Annotated in this window: 10 protein-coding genes; 6 read left to right on the top strand and 4 right to left on the bottom strand. The window is 65.7% G+C overall.

What is annotated here, in order from left to right:
* Positions 1 to 37: 37 nt before the first annotated feature.
* On the top strand, positions 38 to 889 hold the full coding sequence (locus ASC89_RS17535) for a lytic transglycosylase domain-containing protein (RefSeq protein WP_156384674.1): 852 nt from the start codon (positions 38 to 40) through the stop codon (positions 887 to 889).
* A 157-nt stretch (positions 890 to 1,046) separates the two neighbouring features.
* On the top strand, positions 1,047 to 2,255 hold the full coding sequence (locus ASC89_RS17530) for a DUF2336 domain-containing protein (RefSeq protein ID WP_056000135.1): 1,209 nt from the start codon (positions 1,047 to 1,049) through the stop codon (positions 2,253 to 2,255).
* An 84-nt stretch (positions 2,256 to 2,339) separates the two neighbouring features.
* Here ASC89_RS17530 and ASC89_RS17525 read toward each other — a convergent pair whose 3' ends face one another.
* Complete coding sequence (locus tag ASC89_RS17525) at positions 2,340 to 3,113, bottom strand: NAD kinase (RefSeq protein WP_244488491.1); 774 nt, start codon at positions 3,111 to 3,113, stop codon at positions 2,340 to 2,342.
* Between the two features lie 116 nt (positions 3,114 to 3,229).
* Between ASC89_RS17525 and prfB the strand changes: the two genes are divergently transcribed.
* Both prfB and ASC89_RS17515 read left to right on the top strand, forming a co-directional pair.
* Positions 3,230 to 4,358 (top strand): peptide chain release factor 2 gene (gene prfB / locus ASC89_RS17520; protein WP_156384673.1). Its coding sequence is split into 2 segments (ribosomal slippage): positions 3,230 to 3,298 and positions 3,300 to 4,358, totalling 1,128 coding nucleotides; the frame shifts between segments, so codons are not numbered across the junction.
* Between the two features lie 232 nt (positions 4,359 to 4,590).
* Complete coding sequence (locus tag ASC89_RS17515) at positions 4,591 to 5,715, top strand: helix-turn-helix transcriptional regulator (RefSeq protein WP_056000133.1); 1,125 nt, start codon at positions 4,591 to 4,593, stop codon at positions 5,713 to 5,715.
* Here ASC89_RS17515 and ASC89_RS17510 read toward each other — a convergent pair.
* The 3 genes from ASC89_RS17510 to ASC89_RS17500 form a co-directional block, all read right to left on the bottom strand.
* Positions 5,672 to 8,995 carry a beta-ketoacyl-ACP synthase 3 gene (locus tag ASC89_RS17510; protein WP_156384672.1) on the bottom strand — a complete coding sequence of 1,108 codons (3,324 nt, stop codon included), beginning with the start codon at positions 8,993 to 8,995 and terminating at the stop codon, positions 5,672 to 5,674. The genes ASC89_RS17515 and ASC89_RS17510 overlap by 44 nt on opposite strands.
* Before the next feature lie 116 nt (positions 8,996 to 9,111).
* Positions 9,112 to 10,293 carry a M23 family metallopeptidase gene (locus ASC89_RS17505; RefSeq protein WP_162247956.1) on the bottom strand — a complete coding sequence of 394 codons (1,182 nt, stop codon included), beginning with the start codon at positions 10,291 to 10,293 and terminating at the stop codon, positions 9,112 to 9,114.
* Positions 10,294 to 10,379: 86 nt separating this feature from the next.
* Positions 10,380 to 10,895: a peroxiredoxin gene (locus ASC89_RS17500; protein WP_056001886.1), complete on the bottom strand. Its 516-nt coding sequence runs from the start codon at positions 10,893 to 10,895 to the stop codon at positions 10,380 to 10,382.
* A gap of 265 nt (positions 10,896 to 11,160) precedes the next feature.
* Here ASC89_RS17500 and ASC89_RS17495 point away from each other — a divergent pair, with 265 nt between their 5' ends.
* Both ASC89_RS17495 and ASC89_RS17490 read left to right on the top strand, forming a co-directional pair.
* Positions 11,161 to 14,514, top strand: a complete 3,354-nt coding sequence (locus ASC89_RS17495) for a hypothetical protein (RefSeq protein ID WP_056000130.1) — start codon at positions 11,161 to 11,163, stop codon at positions 14,512 to 14,514.
* Between the two features lie 83 nt (positions 14,515 to 14,597).
* On the top strand, positions 14,598 to 15,047 hold the full coding sequence (locus tag ASC89_RS17490; RefSeq protein WP_055881952.1) for a universal stress protein: 450 nt from the start codon (positions 14,598 to 14,600) through the stop codon (positions 15,045 to 15,047).
* Positions 15,048 to 15,063 lie beyond the last annotated feature (16 nt).

Here is a 15,063-nt window from a genome sequence, read left to right as displayed (position 1 = left end):
ACCGAACGTTAGCAACGGACCCCTCGAGTCGATGGGCGTGAAGCCGATATCGGTGCCGCAGCCACTTGCCTATGCCATGGACACGGCAGGGGCGAAGAGCGATGTCGACTTCGACTACCTGCTGCGCACGGCGATCCGTGAAAGCAGCCTCAACCCCGAAGCCAAGGCCCGGACGTCGAGTGCGACCGGGCTGTTCCAGTTCCTCGACAGCACCTGGCTGCAGGTGATGAAGGAGGAGGGGCCGCGGCTCGGCTACGGGCAATACGCGGACGCCATCAAGGTCGATTCCGACGGCGATTACTATATCGCTGACAAGGCGCTGCGGCAGGAAGTTCTGAAGCTGCGTGAGGATCCGCAGATCGCTTCGGATATGGCGGCGGCGTTCACCCGGAGCAATGGGGCGTATCTGTTCGAGAAGTTCGGCCGCATGCCGAGCCCGGGCGAGCTCTACATCGCGCATTTCCTTGGGGCACAGGGGGCGGAGAAGCTGTTCAATGCCGGCCTCCAGGATCCCGACCAGATCGCCGCCAAGCTGTTCCCCAAGCAGGCCAAGGCCAACCGGACGATCTTCTACGAGGGCGGCGAGGCGCGGACGATTCGCGAGGTCTACCGGGCGCTGGTCGCCAAGCACGACGGCGCTGTCGATCCGCGCTTTGCCGCGCAGCAGCTGGCGGTCGACCCAGCCGCGCCGGCAGGCAAGTGGGACTCGGCCCCGATCCCATCGCGGTTCTCGCCGGATGACATGTCGTTCACGTCGCTGTTCTCCAGCGACGGTGAGGTACAGGCGCGGACGCTGCTGAGCCCGGCGTCGGAAGCGCAGGGAAGCGCGCTGTTCACCCAGCTTTACGGGCAGGACGGCACGCTGCCCAAGCCGCCGAAATTATGGTGAACCGTTCCTTAAGCCTTCCCCGATAGCGTCTTTCTCAGCGCCGAGAGCTGGATTGCGCTTCGTGGAATCGCACTCCAGCTCCGAGTCTTTGTTTTGTTGCGAGATCGAACCGGAAAAGCCTCAGAACTTTTCCTGATCCCGCTCCGCGGAGAGGTTGATGGTTGCGTACCAGGATTTCGTCGCGCTGAGCCAATCGCGCGACAGTGAGGAGCGGGGGCAGGCGGCCCACCTCGCCGCCATGGCCTATCTCAACCACTATGGCCCGGCCGACGAGCATGCGGCGCTCTATGCGGCGCTGATCGGCTTTCTTGACGATCCCTCGGTTCGAGTGCGCGGTGCACTGGCCTATGGGTTGCTGCACGCGGTGGAGGCGCCGCGGCCGATCCTCCTGGCGCTGCTGCAGGACAGCCCGGTGATTGCACGCGCCGTGGTGCAGTATTCCCCCGCGCTGGTCGATGCCGACCTGATGGCGCTGATCCGCGGCGCCGACGGGGCCATGCTGATGGCGACGGCGACGCGCGAGCGGCTCAGCCAGCGGGTCGCCGAGGCCTTGGTGGCCAGAGGCGGACGACCGTTACTGGCCAAGCTGCTGGATCGGCCGGATGTACCGTTCTCTCCAACGATGCTGCGCCAGGTGGCGGACCGTGAGGGCGCTGACGACGCCGAGCTGCGTGGGTTGCTGCTGGCGCGCGATGACCTGCCGGCTGATGCGCGGCTCGTTCTCGTTCAGGCCGTCGCGGTAGCGCTGCGCAGCACACGCATGGTCAGCGGAGCGGTGGCGCCGCATCGGCTGGAGCGGCTGCTGCGCGATGCGACCGATACGGCGCTGACGGCGATCGGCGAGCAGGAAGCGGCGGCGGGCAGGGCGCCCTATGCGGCAGAGCTGGTGGAAGCCGAGTTCGTCTCGACCCGGGTGATGCTGCACGCCATCGTCCAGGGGCACGTGCTGTTCTTTGCCGATTGCGTGGCGCAGCTGTCCGAGACGCCGCGCGACAAGGTGTTCACACTCCTGGAGCATGGCAGCCGGTCGGCGCTCAACGCGCTGTTCTCGCGCTGCGGTCTCAGTGGAGCGGTACGCAACATGCTGGCGCGGCTGATCTTTCACGCCCGTGCCGCCGACCTCGCCGATGATCTTGCGGCGCGGCATTTCGTCGTGACGGCACTGACTGAAGAGCTGATCGTCGAGCATGACGGGGTGATCCCGCCTGAGCTCGAGGAGGCGTTTGCCTATCTCAGCGAACAGAACGTCATTCTCGCCCGGCGGGCGGCGCGTGGCGTGATGTCGGCCTTCGCCGGGATGACGCAGTCGGAGATGGCCCTGCCGCAGCTCGAGGCTGACGAACGCCTGGCGCTGCCTGCGGCTTAGACGTTCACGACCAAGTTGAACCGTCGGACGAGATGACCGACCGACCCGCCTGGAGCAAATTGTGCACCTCAATGGTGACTTGACCTAGTAGCGGAACTGTTCGCTCAGCACGCGCTCGTCGAGCCCGGTTCCCGGATCGAACAGCAGCGTCACCTTCTGGCTGCGGTTCTCGCGCACCGTCACCTCGATCACCCGCTGGAATTCGACGTTGTCGGCAACGGCGCTCACCGGGCGCTTGTCGGCCTCGCGGGTGCGGAAGGTGACGACGGCGCGGTTGTTGAGAATGGCGCCACGCCAGCGGCGCGGGCGGAACGGCGAGATCGGCGTCAGCGCCAGGAGCGGTGAGTCGATCGGCAGGATCGGCCCATGCGCCGAGAGGTTGTAGGCGGTCGAACCGGCCGGCGTCGCCAGCAGCACGCCGTCGCAGATCAGCTCTTCGAGCCGCGGCTGGCCATCGACGAGGATTTCGACCTTCACCGCCTGATAGGTCATGCGGAACAGCGACACTTCGTTGAGCGCCAGCGCCCGGTGTTCCGAGCCATCGGCGAGCCGGACGTTCATTTCGAGCGGATAGATGTGCGTGGGCTTGGCAGCGGCGAGGCGCGCAGCGAGGCCATCGGCGGAAAACTCGTTCATCAGGAAGCCGACAGAGCCGAAGTTCATGCCGTAAACCGGCACGTTCCTGCCCATCTTGCGATGCAGCGTCTGCAGCATCAGGCCGTCGCCACCGAGGGCGACGACGATGGTGGCCTGATCGAAGCCGTTGTCACCATAGCGTTGGCGCAGCAGGTCGGCAGCGCGATCCGCCTCCGGCGTGCCGCTCGATACGAAGCTTACCCCTTCGATGCGTTCCGTCACGGCCGGCCCCTCGCTAACAAGCCCGCTGCCTAGCATGCACAGGTGACGCGGGGAAGAACGGGTTGATTGGGCCCTTCGTCTCAACTACATGAGCGGCAACGGATTTGAGGATAGAAATGCGCGCCGAAATCACCAAGGTCATCGCCGAAATCGAGCAGGTCGTAAGCCTGCTGAGGAGGCATCTTTGACTGGGATACAGCTGAAGCCCGTCTCGACGATCTGACCGCACGTACCGAGCATCCCAACTTCTGGGCCGACCCTGAGAAGGCGCGGCCGATCATGCAGCAGCGTGACGAACTCGACGTGCAGGTGAAGGCCGTGAAGGCCTTCGAGGCATCGATCCGCGACAACTCCGAGCTCATCGAGATGGGCGAGGCGGAGAACGACGCCGACGTGATCAAGGAGGCCGAGCAGGCCTTGCAGGAGACGCTGAAGGAGGCGCGTTCCGCTCAGGTCGAGACGCTGCTCTCCGGCGAAGCCGACGCCAATGACGCCTATCTTGAAATCCACTCCGGCGCCGGCGGCACCGAGAGCCAGGACTGGGCCAATATCCTGCTGCGCATGTACACGCGCTGGGCGGAGCGGCGGAAGTTCAAGATCGACGTCATGGAAATGCATGACGGCGAAGAAGCCGGCATCAAGTCTGCGACCATCAAGATCACCGGCCACAATGCCTATGGCTGGCTGAAGACGGAATCGGGCGTGCACCGCCTCGTCCGTATCTCGCCTTACGACAGCGCGGCTCGCCGCCACACCAGCTTTTCGAGCGCCTGGGTGTATCCAGTGGTCGACGAGACGATCAACATCGAGATCAACGAGTCTGACCTCAAGGTCGACACCTACCGTTCATCGGGCGCCGGTGGCCAGCACGTCAACACCACCGACTCGGCAATCCGCATTACCCACGTTCCAAGCGGCGTGGTCGTCGCCTGCCAGCAGGAGCGCAGCCAGCACAAGAACCGTGCGACGGCGATGGCGATGCTGAAGGCGCGGCTCTATGAGATCGAGCTGCAGAAGCGCGAGGAAGCGGCGAACGCAGAATCGGCGGCCAAGACCGATGTCGGCTGGGGGCACCAGATCCGCAGCTACGTGCTGCAGCCGTACCAGATGGTGAAGGACCTGCGCACCGGGCACGAAACCTCGAACACCTCCGCGGTGCTCGATGGCGATCTCGACGACTTCATGGAAGCCTCTCTGGCGGCACGTGTCACTGGCTATGCCGACAAGGTCGCTGACGCCGACTAGTCGCTGACGCCGACGCCGACGCGGTCGCGGACGCTGAATAACGAAGTTGGCCGGCAGCTCCGCCACCGGCCAACCACCATCCGAAGACCCGAAATCGAGATGAGCGCCCAGGGCCACCTTGGCGCATGCCTATTGTTACCGGTAACGTCTTGCGCGCGCATGATGCATTTGAACTAATGCGAGGTGCCATGAGTTACGTCACTCAGGCGGCACATGCTCGGGGAAGCGGCGGATGGAGGACGACGAACTAGTCGACAGAATTTACGAGGCCGGGGCTGTCCCCGATCTCTGGCCGCGCGTGCTCGAGGAACTCGGGGAGCTCGGCGGTGTCGCGGGAACGGTGCTGTTTGCGGTGCGCGGCGAGGCTGCTCACTGGACGGCGTCGCCAGGCTTGCAGGAGATGTCACGCGGCTATTTTGAGGGCGGCTACCCTGGGCGCGACGACCGTACAGCGCGCCTCCTCGCCTACGACCATCCCGGCTTCGTCACCGATCTCGATGTGTTCAGCCGCGAGGAATGGGAAGCCGACCCAATCCGCAAGGAGTTCTTCGTGCCGCGCGGTTTTGGCTGGGGCGTGGCAACCGGCATCAAGGTGCCGACCGGCGATCTGCTGATCTTCCACGGCGAGCGCCGGCTCGAGGATGGGCCGGTGGAGCGCGAAGTGGTGGAGCGCCTCGACCTGCTGCGGCCGCACCTGGCGCGGGCGGCACTGATGTCGGCGCGCATCGCCTTCGAGCGCGCCCAGGGAGCCGTCGCGGCGCTCGAGATGGTCGGCATTCCCGCGGCCGTCCTCGGACCGCGCGGTGCAGCCATCGCCACCAACGGCATGCTGGAGGCGCTGACCCCCTCGGTGGTGCAGTCGCGCCCGACGCGCCTGGGTCTCGCCAATCCGCGGGCCGACGAGATGCTGACCACGGCGCTCGAGGCCGCGGAGGCCGGGCTCCATACCGGGCCGGTGCGCTCGATCCCCGTTCCCGCGGGGGACGGCAATGCGGCAATGGTGGCCCACATCCTGCCGATCCGTGCGTCGGCTCGCGAAGTGTTCACCGGGGCGGCAGCGGTGTTGCTGATGACGCCGGTGACCCTGCGCGAGTTGCCCGATGCCACGGTGATTCAGGGGCTGTTCGACCTGACGCCGGCGGAAGCGAGGATCGCCCGGGCGCTCGGCGGCGGCATGACCATCGGCCAGATCGCCTCGAGCACCGGCGCCAGCGCGGCGACCGTGCGCAACCAGGTGCAGGCGGTATTCGGTAAGACCGGCATGCATCGACAGGCCGATCTGGTCGGCCTGCTGCAGGGGCTGGTGCCGACCGCTAGCGCCCCGAACCCACCGTGGCGATTGCCGCCGCGTAAGTGATGCCGCCACCGAAGGCGACGAGGCCGAGCCGGTCGCCGGGCTTGGTGGTGGGCAGCGCGTCCATCAGCGCCAGCGGGATGGTCGAGGAACTGGTATTGCCGAGGTTACGGATGATCGAGTGGGCCGGGCGGCCCGAGCGGCGGGCAATGGCGTCGATGATGCGCTGGTTGGCCTGGTGCGGCACCATCAGGTCGATATCGTCCATGGTGATGCCTTCCGCCGCGCAGGCCGAGGTCAGCGTCGCCGACATGGCGCGGACGGCGTCGGCGAACACCTCGCGGCCATTCATCTTGATATAGCCCTCACCGGCGCGCGGCACGCTCAGCAGCTCGCCCGATTCCGGCGCGCCGGCGATCGTCGGCTGGGCAAAGGTGAACAGCGTCGGCTGTTCGTGACCCGGACCCTGCACCAAGGAGGCAGTGGCGGCATCAGCGAACAGCACAGCGGTGTTGAAGTCGTTCTGGTCGAGCAGCGGCGACAGCACCTCTGACGTCACCACCAGGACCCGGGCGTCCGGGTTGTTGGTGACGTAGTCGCGGGCATTGGCCAGCGCGTAGAGGTAGCCGGAACAGGCGGCATTGATGTCGTAGGCCGGCAGGCTGGCTCGACCGGCGGTGCTGACCGCGTCGGCGACGCGGCAGGCAAGCGACGGGGTGATCACATCGGGTGTGCCGGTGGCCGCGATCACCAGGTCGATGTCGCCGATCTCGAGCTGCTGCTCGTCGAGCAGTTTCTGCGTGGCGGACACGGCGAGGGAAAATACCGTCTCACCAGGCTGCACCCAGCGACGGCTCTCGATGCCGGTCAGCTTGACGATGTCGCCGGCGTCGCGGGTCTGCCAGTTGCCCTTGAGGTCGGCATTGTGCACCTTGCGCCCGCCGGTGATCCCGGCAATGCCGGCAACGCCCACGGGAACCTCGGCGCGGCCGATGGTAACGGGGGCGGGCTGCGGCGCGCCGCGGCGCTTCAGGATGGCCTTGTCGATGCGCTCGGCGGTAACGGTCGCCTGCTGCCGCGCCACCGAGGCGTCGGCCTCGACGAACATCAGCGGTGCGCCCACGGCGATCTTCTGCTTGGGTTCGACCGGGATCGACAGCACCTTGCCAGTGACGGTCGCCTGTACGTCGACGGCGGCCTTGGTGGCCTCGACGACCGCGACCAGATCGCCGGTCTTGATCATGTCGCCCGGCTTCACCAGGAGCTCGACGACCTCGACTTCATCGTCGGCGGGGCCCGAGCCGATCGCCGCGATGGCGGCAGGGCCGGCATCGGCCCTGGGCGCTTCCCATGCGAGATCGAACTCGAGCAGCGCGGCGGCGGCTTCCATGATCCGGCGGTAGGAGGGGAGGGTATCGATCTGCCGCTCGAACTGGAACGGCACGTGGATGTCGTCGCGGGTGACGCGCCTGGCGCTGACCGGGAGACCGGCCTTTTCCATCACTGTCGCCATCACTTCGGCGCCGAAGCCGGCAGTGTGATTGTCCTCGTGCACCACCAGCAGCCGCTTGCTGCGACGGACCGAGCGGAGCACGGCATCCTCGTCCCAGGGCGAGATCGAGCGGAGGTCAATGACGTCGAGCTCGGCGCCGGCGCCCGAAAGCGTCTCGGCGGCGAGCAGCGACTGGGTCAGCGGGTTACCCCAGGTGACCAGCGTCAGGTCGTTGCCCTGGCGCACGGCGCGCGCCTTGCCGGGGACCACGAATTGCTTCGCCGTATCGTCGGAGGTGCGACGGTCGGAAAGGTTGAGGCCGCTTTTGGGGTAGAGGAAGACGGTCGGCCGCTTGCTCTGGAAGGCGGCGTTAAGCAGCCCGGCCGCGTCGCCGGCGCTCGAGGGCATCACCACATCGATGCCGGGCACATGGGCCAGGATCGATTCGAGGGTCTGGGCGTGGAACGGGCCGAGGCCTGCCTTGTAGCCGCCGCAGCTGACCATCAGGATCACCGGCGCCTGCCAGCTGCCATCGGTGCGCCAGTACATCGAGCCGAGCTCGGAAATGATCTGGTTGAAGCCGAGCGGCAGGAAATCGGCGAACTGGATGAACGCCACCGGCCGCTGCCCGGTCAGGGCGCGGCCGATCGAAGTGCCGACAATGGTCGATTCGGAGAGCGGGGCGTTGCGGACGCGACCCGGAAAAGCAGTCGACAGGCCCTTGGTGACGCCGAAGACGTCGCCCTTCGGGTCTTCGATGTCCTGGCCGAGCAGGTGCACGTCGCGATTGGCGGCGAGCTGATCGCGCAGCACCCGGTTGAGGGCTTCGCGCATGGTCAGGTTCGACACTTTGGCATCGCCGCGGTATTCCTTGGCGTGTGCAAACTCGGGCGGGTAGGGCGCCTTGGCTTGGCCGGCGGTCTCAGGCACGGCTTCGCCCCGCGCCTCGGCGACGGCCGCCGCCACTTCGGCGATCAGGCTGGTTTCGAGCTGCGCCAGGGCCGCGTCGCCCATCTGCGACTCGCGCAGTGACTGGCGGATGGCTTCGAGCGGATCGCGGCTCTTGCCCGATTTCAGCTCGTCGGCGGCGCGATAGAGCGCCTGGTCGTCGGCATTGGTGTGATCCGACAGCCGCTCGAGCTCCATCAGCAGCAGCGCCGGGCCGCGGGTAGCGCGGGTATGGGTCACCGCGGATTCGAAGGCGGCGCGCGTAGCGGCCAGATCGACGCCGTCGACGCGGCGGATCGGCAGGCCGAGGAAGCTGTCGGCGGGGCCGGTGGGCAGATCGAAGAAAGTCTGGCCCGGCGTCTTGGTCGAAATCGCCCAGTTATTGTTCTGGATGACGAAGACCACCGGGGCGCCGGTGCGCACCGCTTCGCCGACCGCCTCGAGGAACTCGCCCTGCTGAGTCGTGCCGTCGCCGACGCAACAGATCACCACCGGAGAATCAGGGTGGAACTTCACCGCCTGGGCGTTGCCCACGGCGTGCAGCGCGTTGTTGCCGACCGGGCCGACCATCGAGGCGACATTCAGCTCGCGGGCCGAATAGTGCGCGCTCATCTGGCGGCCGGCGGAGTGCGAGGGGCCAGTTGCGAGCAGGCTGCGGAAGAATTCGACCAGCGGCAGGCCACGCGCCAGAAGCAGCGCCTTGTCGCGATAGTGCAGGTGCAGCCAGTCCTGCTGACCGAGATAATCGGCGATCAGTGCCGTCGACTCGTGGCCGGCGCCCGAGACATGGAAATGCGCAAGGCCCTGCTTGACCAGGTCTTGTTCCACGCGGTCGATCTCACGGGCGAGAAACATCGCCCGGTGCAGCCGCAGCATCGTTGGAATGTCTGAGGTCATCAGCATTGTGGCGGGAACCTAAACCCGTCCCCCGCGAAAAACCAGAGCAACTAGCTGGTCTTGGGCGAATGCATGGCTGATTTGCCGAACGCGTTGCGGCGTTGCAATTTCCTGAAGGCGCTCTATGCCCCGAGAAAACGCGCCAGCCGCTTGCCGGCTGCCAGATACTTGCCGGGATCAACCGCAACATCCTTGCGGCGCACCTCGAAATGCAGGTGCGGACCGGTGGAACGGCCGGTGGAGCCGACCTTGGCGATCGGCGTGCCGGTGTTCACGACCTGGCCTTGTTTGACGAGAAAGGCGCTGAGGTGGCCGTAGCGGGTGACAAGGCCGGTGAGGTGCGTGACCTCGACCAGGTTGCCGTAGCCGGACTTCTCGCCGACGAAGGTGACCTTGCCGTAGCCGGCGCTGAGCACGGTGGTGCCCTTGGGGGCGGGGAAATCGAGGCCGGCGTGGAAGGCGCGGCCACCGGTGAAAGGGTCCTTGCGGTTGCCGAAGGTCGAGCTGATGCGGCTGAGCGAATCCATCGGCTTGTGGATCGGCGCCAGGTCGATCGCGCCACGGGCAGCTTTGAAGCGCGCCAGTGCGAGGTAGACGTCGTTGGCGTCGTCGACGATGCCGCTGGCGTCGCCGCCCTCGACCGGTGGCTGGTAGGGGCCGCCGACGGCATCGGTAAGCCCGTCCGGCATGTTCGGCTTGATGCCGAGGCCGCCAAGCACGTCGAGGATGGTGTCGGTCGATTCGGTGGCGGAGACCGACAGTGCGGCCAGCGCCATGCGGCTGTCGTCCATCATCCGGGTCATCGAGGCGCCGACCTCGGCGAGGTCGCCGGTTGCGGCGACAGGAGCGAGCGCAGCCAGCGGCGTGGCGTCGTCTTCAAGCGGTTGGGTTGCCGCGGTTTCGATGCCGAGTTCGGCGGCCTTGGCGGCGAGCTGTTTCACCAGCTGATGCTGCTCGAGCAGTACTTCCTGCTGCTGGGTCAGTTCCTGCAGCTGCAGGTTGATATCGCCGGCCTGGGCAAACTGCCGCGAATGCAGGCGATCCACCTCGACACGCAACTGGGCGATGCGGTCCTCATAGGCGGAAACGACCACGTCGTTCTGGCCGTTGAGCAGCGCGGCGATATCGGGAGCCATCAGGAAGCCGACGAGGGTCAGGACGTTGGTGCCGAACAGCGCTGCGAAGGCCAGGTAGAACAGGCCGGGCCGGAAGCCGGGCTCCCGTTTCGCCTTCTGCGGGGGAGCGCCGAACACCTTGATGACCGGCTGGGCGGCCGGCTGAACGCCACTCGACTTCGTACGCACCGCCATACTCCGGGACGCCACTTCACTGGTCCCGATCATGATCCGTTAGGGTTAACAAACGCGAAAAGGCCGCGCCGGCGTGACGTTCAAGCCTTGCTGCGCCTGGGTTTGGCGGGCGGGGCCCCAGCCTCCGCGACCAGCGCGCGCGTCGCGGCGAGGACCTTTTCGGCATGTCCCTTAATGCGGGTGGCGTGAAAGACTTCGGCGACCCTGCCATCGGGGGCGATCAGCACGGTGATGCGCTTCACCCCCATGTACTCGACGCCCCAGAGCTTCTTGAGCTGCCAGATGCCGTAAGCCTCGATGGCCTTGCGCTCGGGGTCGGCGGCGAGGATGACGCCGAGATTGTACTTGTCGCGGAAGGAGCAGTGTTTTTCCACCGTGTCGGGAGAAATGCCGACGACGACAGCGCCGAGCCGCCTGAATTCAGGCATCTGGTCGGTGAACTCGATGTTCTCGAGCGTGCAGCCCTCGGTATCGTCCTGTGGGTAGAAGTAGAGCACGACCGGGTGGCCAAGATGATCCGACAGGCGGAACTTCTCGTAGCTGTCGGTGACAAGTTCGAAGTCTGGGGCCGGGGTGCCGGGAGCAGGAAGGGTCATGTGGTCCAATGCGGTAGACGGGAAAACGCCGGAAAAGCCGCGCATCCAGTGGGTGTTAGTGCCATATTGCAGCCGGTATCATCTGGCAGTGAACGGCTGCTCGGTTTGATTCTAGGATAGGGCGGCAAAGCGAGCGGCCTCAAGTCGGAAAGCAGTGAAACCTACTCCAGCCCCTGGCTCCCAGCTCCGCAAGCGCTCGGCATGGCGCATCCTGGGTAGGATCGCAGCGGCGGCAGTCGCTGCGCCTGTTATCCTGCTCGTCGTCATGTACGCCGTGCTGCTCGTGACCCCGATCCCGCTGCCGTTCGTCAGTTCGCAGGTGCGCAACCTGGTGCTCAGCTCGATGCCATCAGGCAGCAAGCTTGAGCTGGGTGATATGGCGCTGGCGCTTGAAGGCTTCGTCTGGCCGGTGATCCAGTTCAAGCCGGTCACCTTCACCGATGTGAAGACCGGCGGCACGGTGAGCATGGATGCGCTCGAGGTCGGCTTCTCGCCGCTCAGGGCTTTGGTCGGGCAGCCGGGCGCCACCGTTACGATCGTCGGTCCACACCTGCAGGTGAACCAGGACCTGTTCGGTCCGCGCCTCGCCAAGTTCGAGTACGTGGACGAGCCGGATGGCGGCCGGACGGTGCGGGTCATCGAAGGGCAGGATCAGTTCCCCGAGGTAAACCTGTCGCCTGATGGCGTCGACGTGAAGGGGCAGGTGCCGGAGGCCAGCCTCGGCATCCGCTCCGACAATGACTGGCTGGTCTACAACCTCGAGGCGGCCGCCAAAGGCATTGCCGGCATCGTGCAACAGGCCAAGCTCGGGAATTTCTCCCGTCTGGTGGTCAAACACGGTGCGCTCGACATGAACGACGCGCTCTATGGCGTCTTGCGCCACTTCACCGAGATCAACATCGACATCGCGCCGAACGCCGACGGCAAATCGGCCTCGGGCAACTTCTCCGCCGGGATCGGCGGGTCGGTGATGAACGGCATTCTCGAGTGGGTCGAGACCGACGATGGCGGGGCGCGCCTCAAGGCCTCGATCACCAACCTCGACCCCGGCGCCTTTGCCCCCTTCGTGGGTGAACAGGAGACGGCGATCTCGGTGGTCGGCACCGCATCGGTATCGATCGATGTCGGCTTCACCGACACGCAGAAGATCACCGACGGGCTGTTCCATGTCGACCTGACCGGCATGGATGTGCGGGTCAACGGCCAGTTCTTCCCGATCGCCACATCGATCGCCGAGGTTGTATGGGATCCCTCGATCGGCCAGTTCACCATGGGCGAGATGCAGGTGAGCATCGCCGGCAGCAGCGGCACGGTCAGCGGGGTGTTCAAGCTTGGCCTCGATCCGCTTTACGGACCGATCGTCGGCATGAAGGTGGCGGCGCGCGATGTCGCCATCGCCAACGAACAGGGCATGCCCGAAGCGCCGTTCTCGGAGGTGAATTTCCAGGGCTGGTCGGCTCCGCTCTACGGCGCCACCGGCATCGACCAGTTCGAGGCCAAGAAGGCCGACGGCAGCAAGCTGGTTTCGACCGGGCGCATCGACATGGTGCGACGCGGCACGGGCTTCGAGATGAACATCGCCGGCGACGGCCTGTCGGCCGACGACCTCAAGCGGTTGTGGCCGGCCTTCCTCGCCAGCGAGTCGCGCGACTGGTTCGTCAAGAACGTGGTCGGCGGCCGGATCAAGAAGTCGACCATGCGCTACGACTTCCCGGTCGGCTCGCTCGGCGAGCCGGGGGAAAACAAGCCGATGCCCAAGAACGCGATGTCGATCGACATCGTCGGCGTCGGCGTCAAGATCAAAGCGCTCGACACGATGGATCCGATCACCATCGAAGGCGAGATGAAGCTCAGCCTCAAAGACGCCGACATCCAGATTTCCGGTGACGGTGCGACGATTCCGACCTCCAAGGGCAACATCTCGATTGCCAATGCCGGCTTCATCATCGGCTCGAACAGTGACACCGAGGCGGTGTACGAGATCTCCGGAGATCTGTCCGGCGGCATCCCGGCGCTGATCGACTGGGTGAAGACCAACCAGCCGCAGGCGCTGCAGCAGGCGGCGCTGCCGATCGACCTCGATGTGCTGAAGGGCCAGGTGTCGCTTGGGCTGGTGGCGACCTTCGTCACGGACAAGAATACCAACAAGCCGCGGACCATGGACTATGTGGTCAACGGCACGCTGCAGGACCTCGAGACCGCCTCGCCGATCCAGGGACATAGCGTCGGCAAGGGGCAGTTGCAGTTCCGCCTGACCCAGGCCGGGTTCAACGTAAGCGGTACGACCGAGCTCGACGGGGTGCCGGCCGCGATCTCCGCCATGGGGACGCTCGACCCCAAGAAGCCGGACGTGGTGCTGACGGCGAAGGTCGATTCCGACGCGTTCAAGAAGTTTGGCGTCGATACCTCGGCCTTCCTCAACGGGCCGCTGACCATTTCGGTGAAGCCGCTCAGCGATGGCAGCATGCAGCTTGCGGCGGACCTCAAGGACGCCAGCCTGAGCGTCAAGGACCTCGGCATCAGCAAGGCGGCCGGGGTCAAGGGAACGGCGGCGGCACAGATCAAGCTGGCGGGTGATGCTGTCACCATCAACGACCTCGACCTTGGTTTCGGCGATGTGAAGCTCCAGGGCGGCCTGGATTTCGACCTCAAGGAAGGTCTGCAATCGGCCGAGTTCACCTCGTTCGCGCTCAGTCCAGGTGATCAGGCGCAGATTTCGCTGACGCCGATCCGCAACGGCTACCAGGTGCGGCTGCGCGGCGATCAGCTCGATCTCAAGCCGATGCTGCAGCGCTTCTTCAGCCTGTCGGGCGATTCGACCGGCGGTCCGCAGGCGACGGCGGTCAACAACCAGACCATCGCGGTCGATCTCGAACTGAAGCGGGCGCTGGGCTTTTACAAGACCACGGCGTTCAACGTGAACCTCGACCTGGTGCTGCGCGGGGCGGATCTGCAGCGGGTGAACCTGCAGGCCAATCTCGGCGGCAACCGCAGCGTCTCGGTGACCACCAATCCGACGCCGGACGGCAAGGTGATGTCGGTGGCGTTCAACGACCTGGGCACGCTTTTGCGGCTGATGAACGTCTACCCCAATGTCGAGGGCGGCGCCGGCAGCCTGGTGGTCCAGACGGTCAATGACCAGAAGATCGATGTCGGGCAGTTCTCGCTGCGCAACTTCGCTTTCGTCAACGAGGGCAACGTGGCGCAGATTCTCGGCAACCACTCCCAATCCAAGCAGATGATCGCGCGCTCCAACAAGCTCGAGTTCAAGAGCGCTGAGGCGGAGTTCGTGCGGCGCAGCGACCGGGTGGAGATCACCGATGCAGTGCTGGCCGGCGCCACGGTGGGCGGCACGGCGCGTGGTTTCATCTACACTGACAAGCGGCAGTACGACATTACCGGCACCTATGTGCCGCTGTTCGGGCTCAACAACGCGTTCTCGAAGCTCCTGGGGCCGCTGGCCGGGCGCGATGGCGAGGGGCTGTTCGGGGTGACCTTCGCGGTGCGTGGGCCGCTGGACAAGCCGGATTTCAAGATCAACCCGATGTCGGCGCTGGTGCCCGGTGCGTTCCGCCGGATGTTCGAGTACCGGGCCAAGGAAATCCCGCGCGTCGAGTGATGCGGGAATAGGTTGATTTCGATCAAAGTATAGGTTGGCGCAACGGCTTACGATCTCCACATGATGGTGCGGAGGTACACAAAATGTACGCACATATTCTCGTCGCAACGGATGGTTCGGAACTCGCCTCGCGGGCATTGGACCACGCACTCGGTCTCGCCAAGGCGCTCGGCTCGGCGGTGACCATCGTCACCGTGACGGAGCCCACTGCTGTACTCGGCGGCGGTTATGCCACGGTCGCCGGCACGGCGTTCGACCCCATTCCGGAGCTGATCGAGGCTCAGGAAACCGCGGCCAAGGAACTGCTCGCCAAGGCTCAGGCTGCGGCCAGCGCCGCCGGCGTCAGCGCCAAGACGGTCTATGTCAATGACAGCTTCCCGGCGGACGGCATTATCTCGACCGCCAATTCGGTGGGGGCGGACCTGATCGTCATGGGCTCGCACGGCCGCCGCGGGCTCGGCCGGCTGCTGCTCGGCAGCCAGACCAACAATGTGTTGGCGCACACCGCCATCCCGGTGCTGGTGACCCGTTGAGGTGAGAGGTGAAGTG

The sequence above is a fragment of the Devosia sp. Root413D1 genome, assembly GCF_001425235.1.
Taxonomy (GTDB): domain Bacteria; phylum Pseudomonadota; class Alphaproteobacteria; order Rhizobiales; family Devosiaceae; genus Devosia_A.
This window is presented reverse-complemented; position numbering and strand designations above follow the sequence as displayed.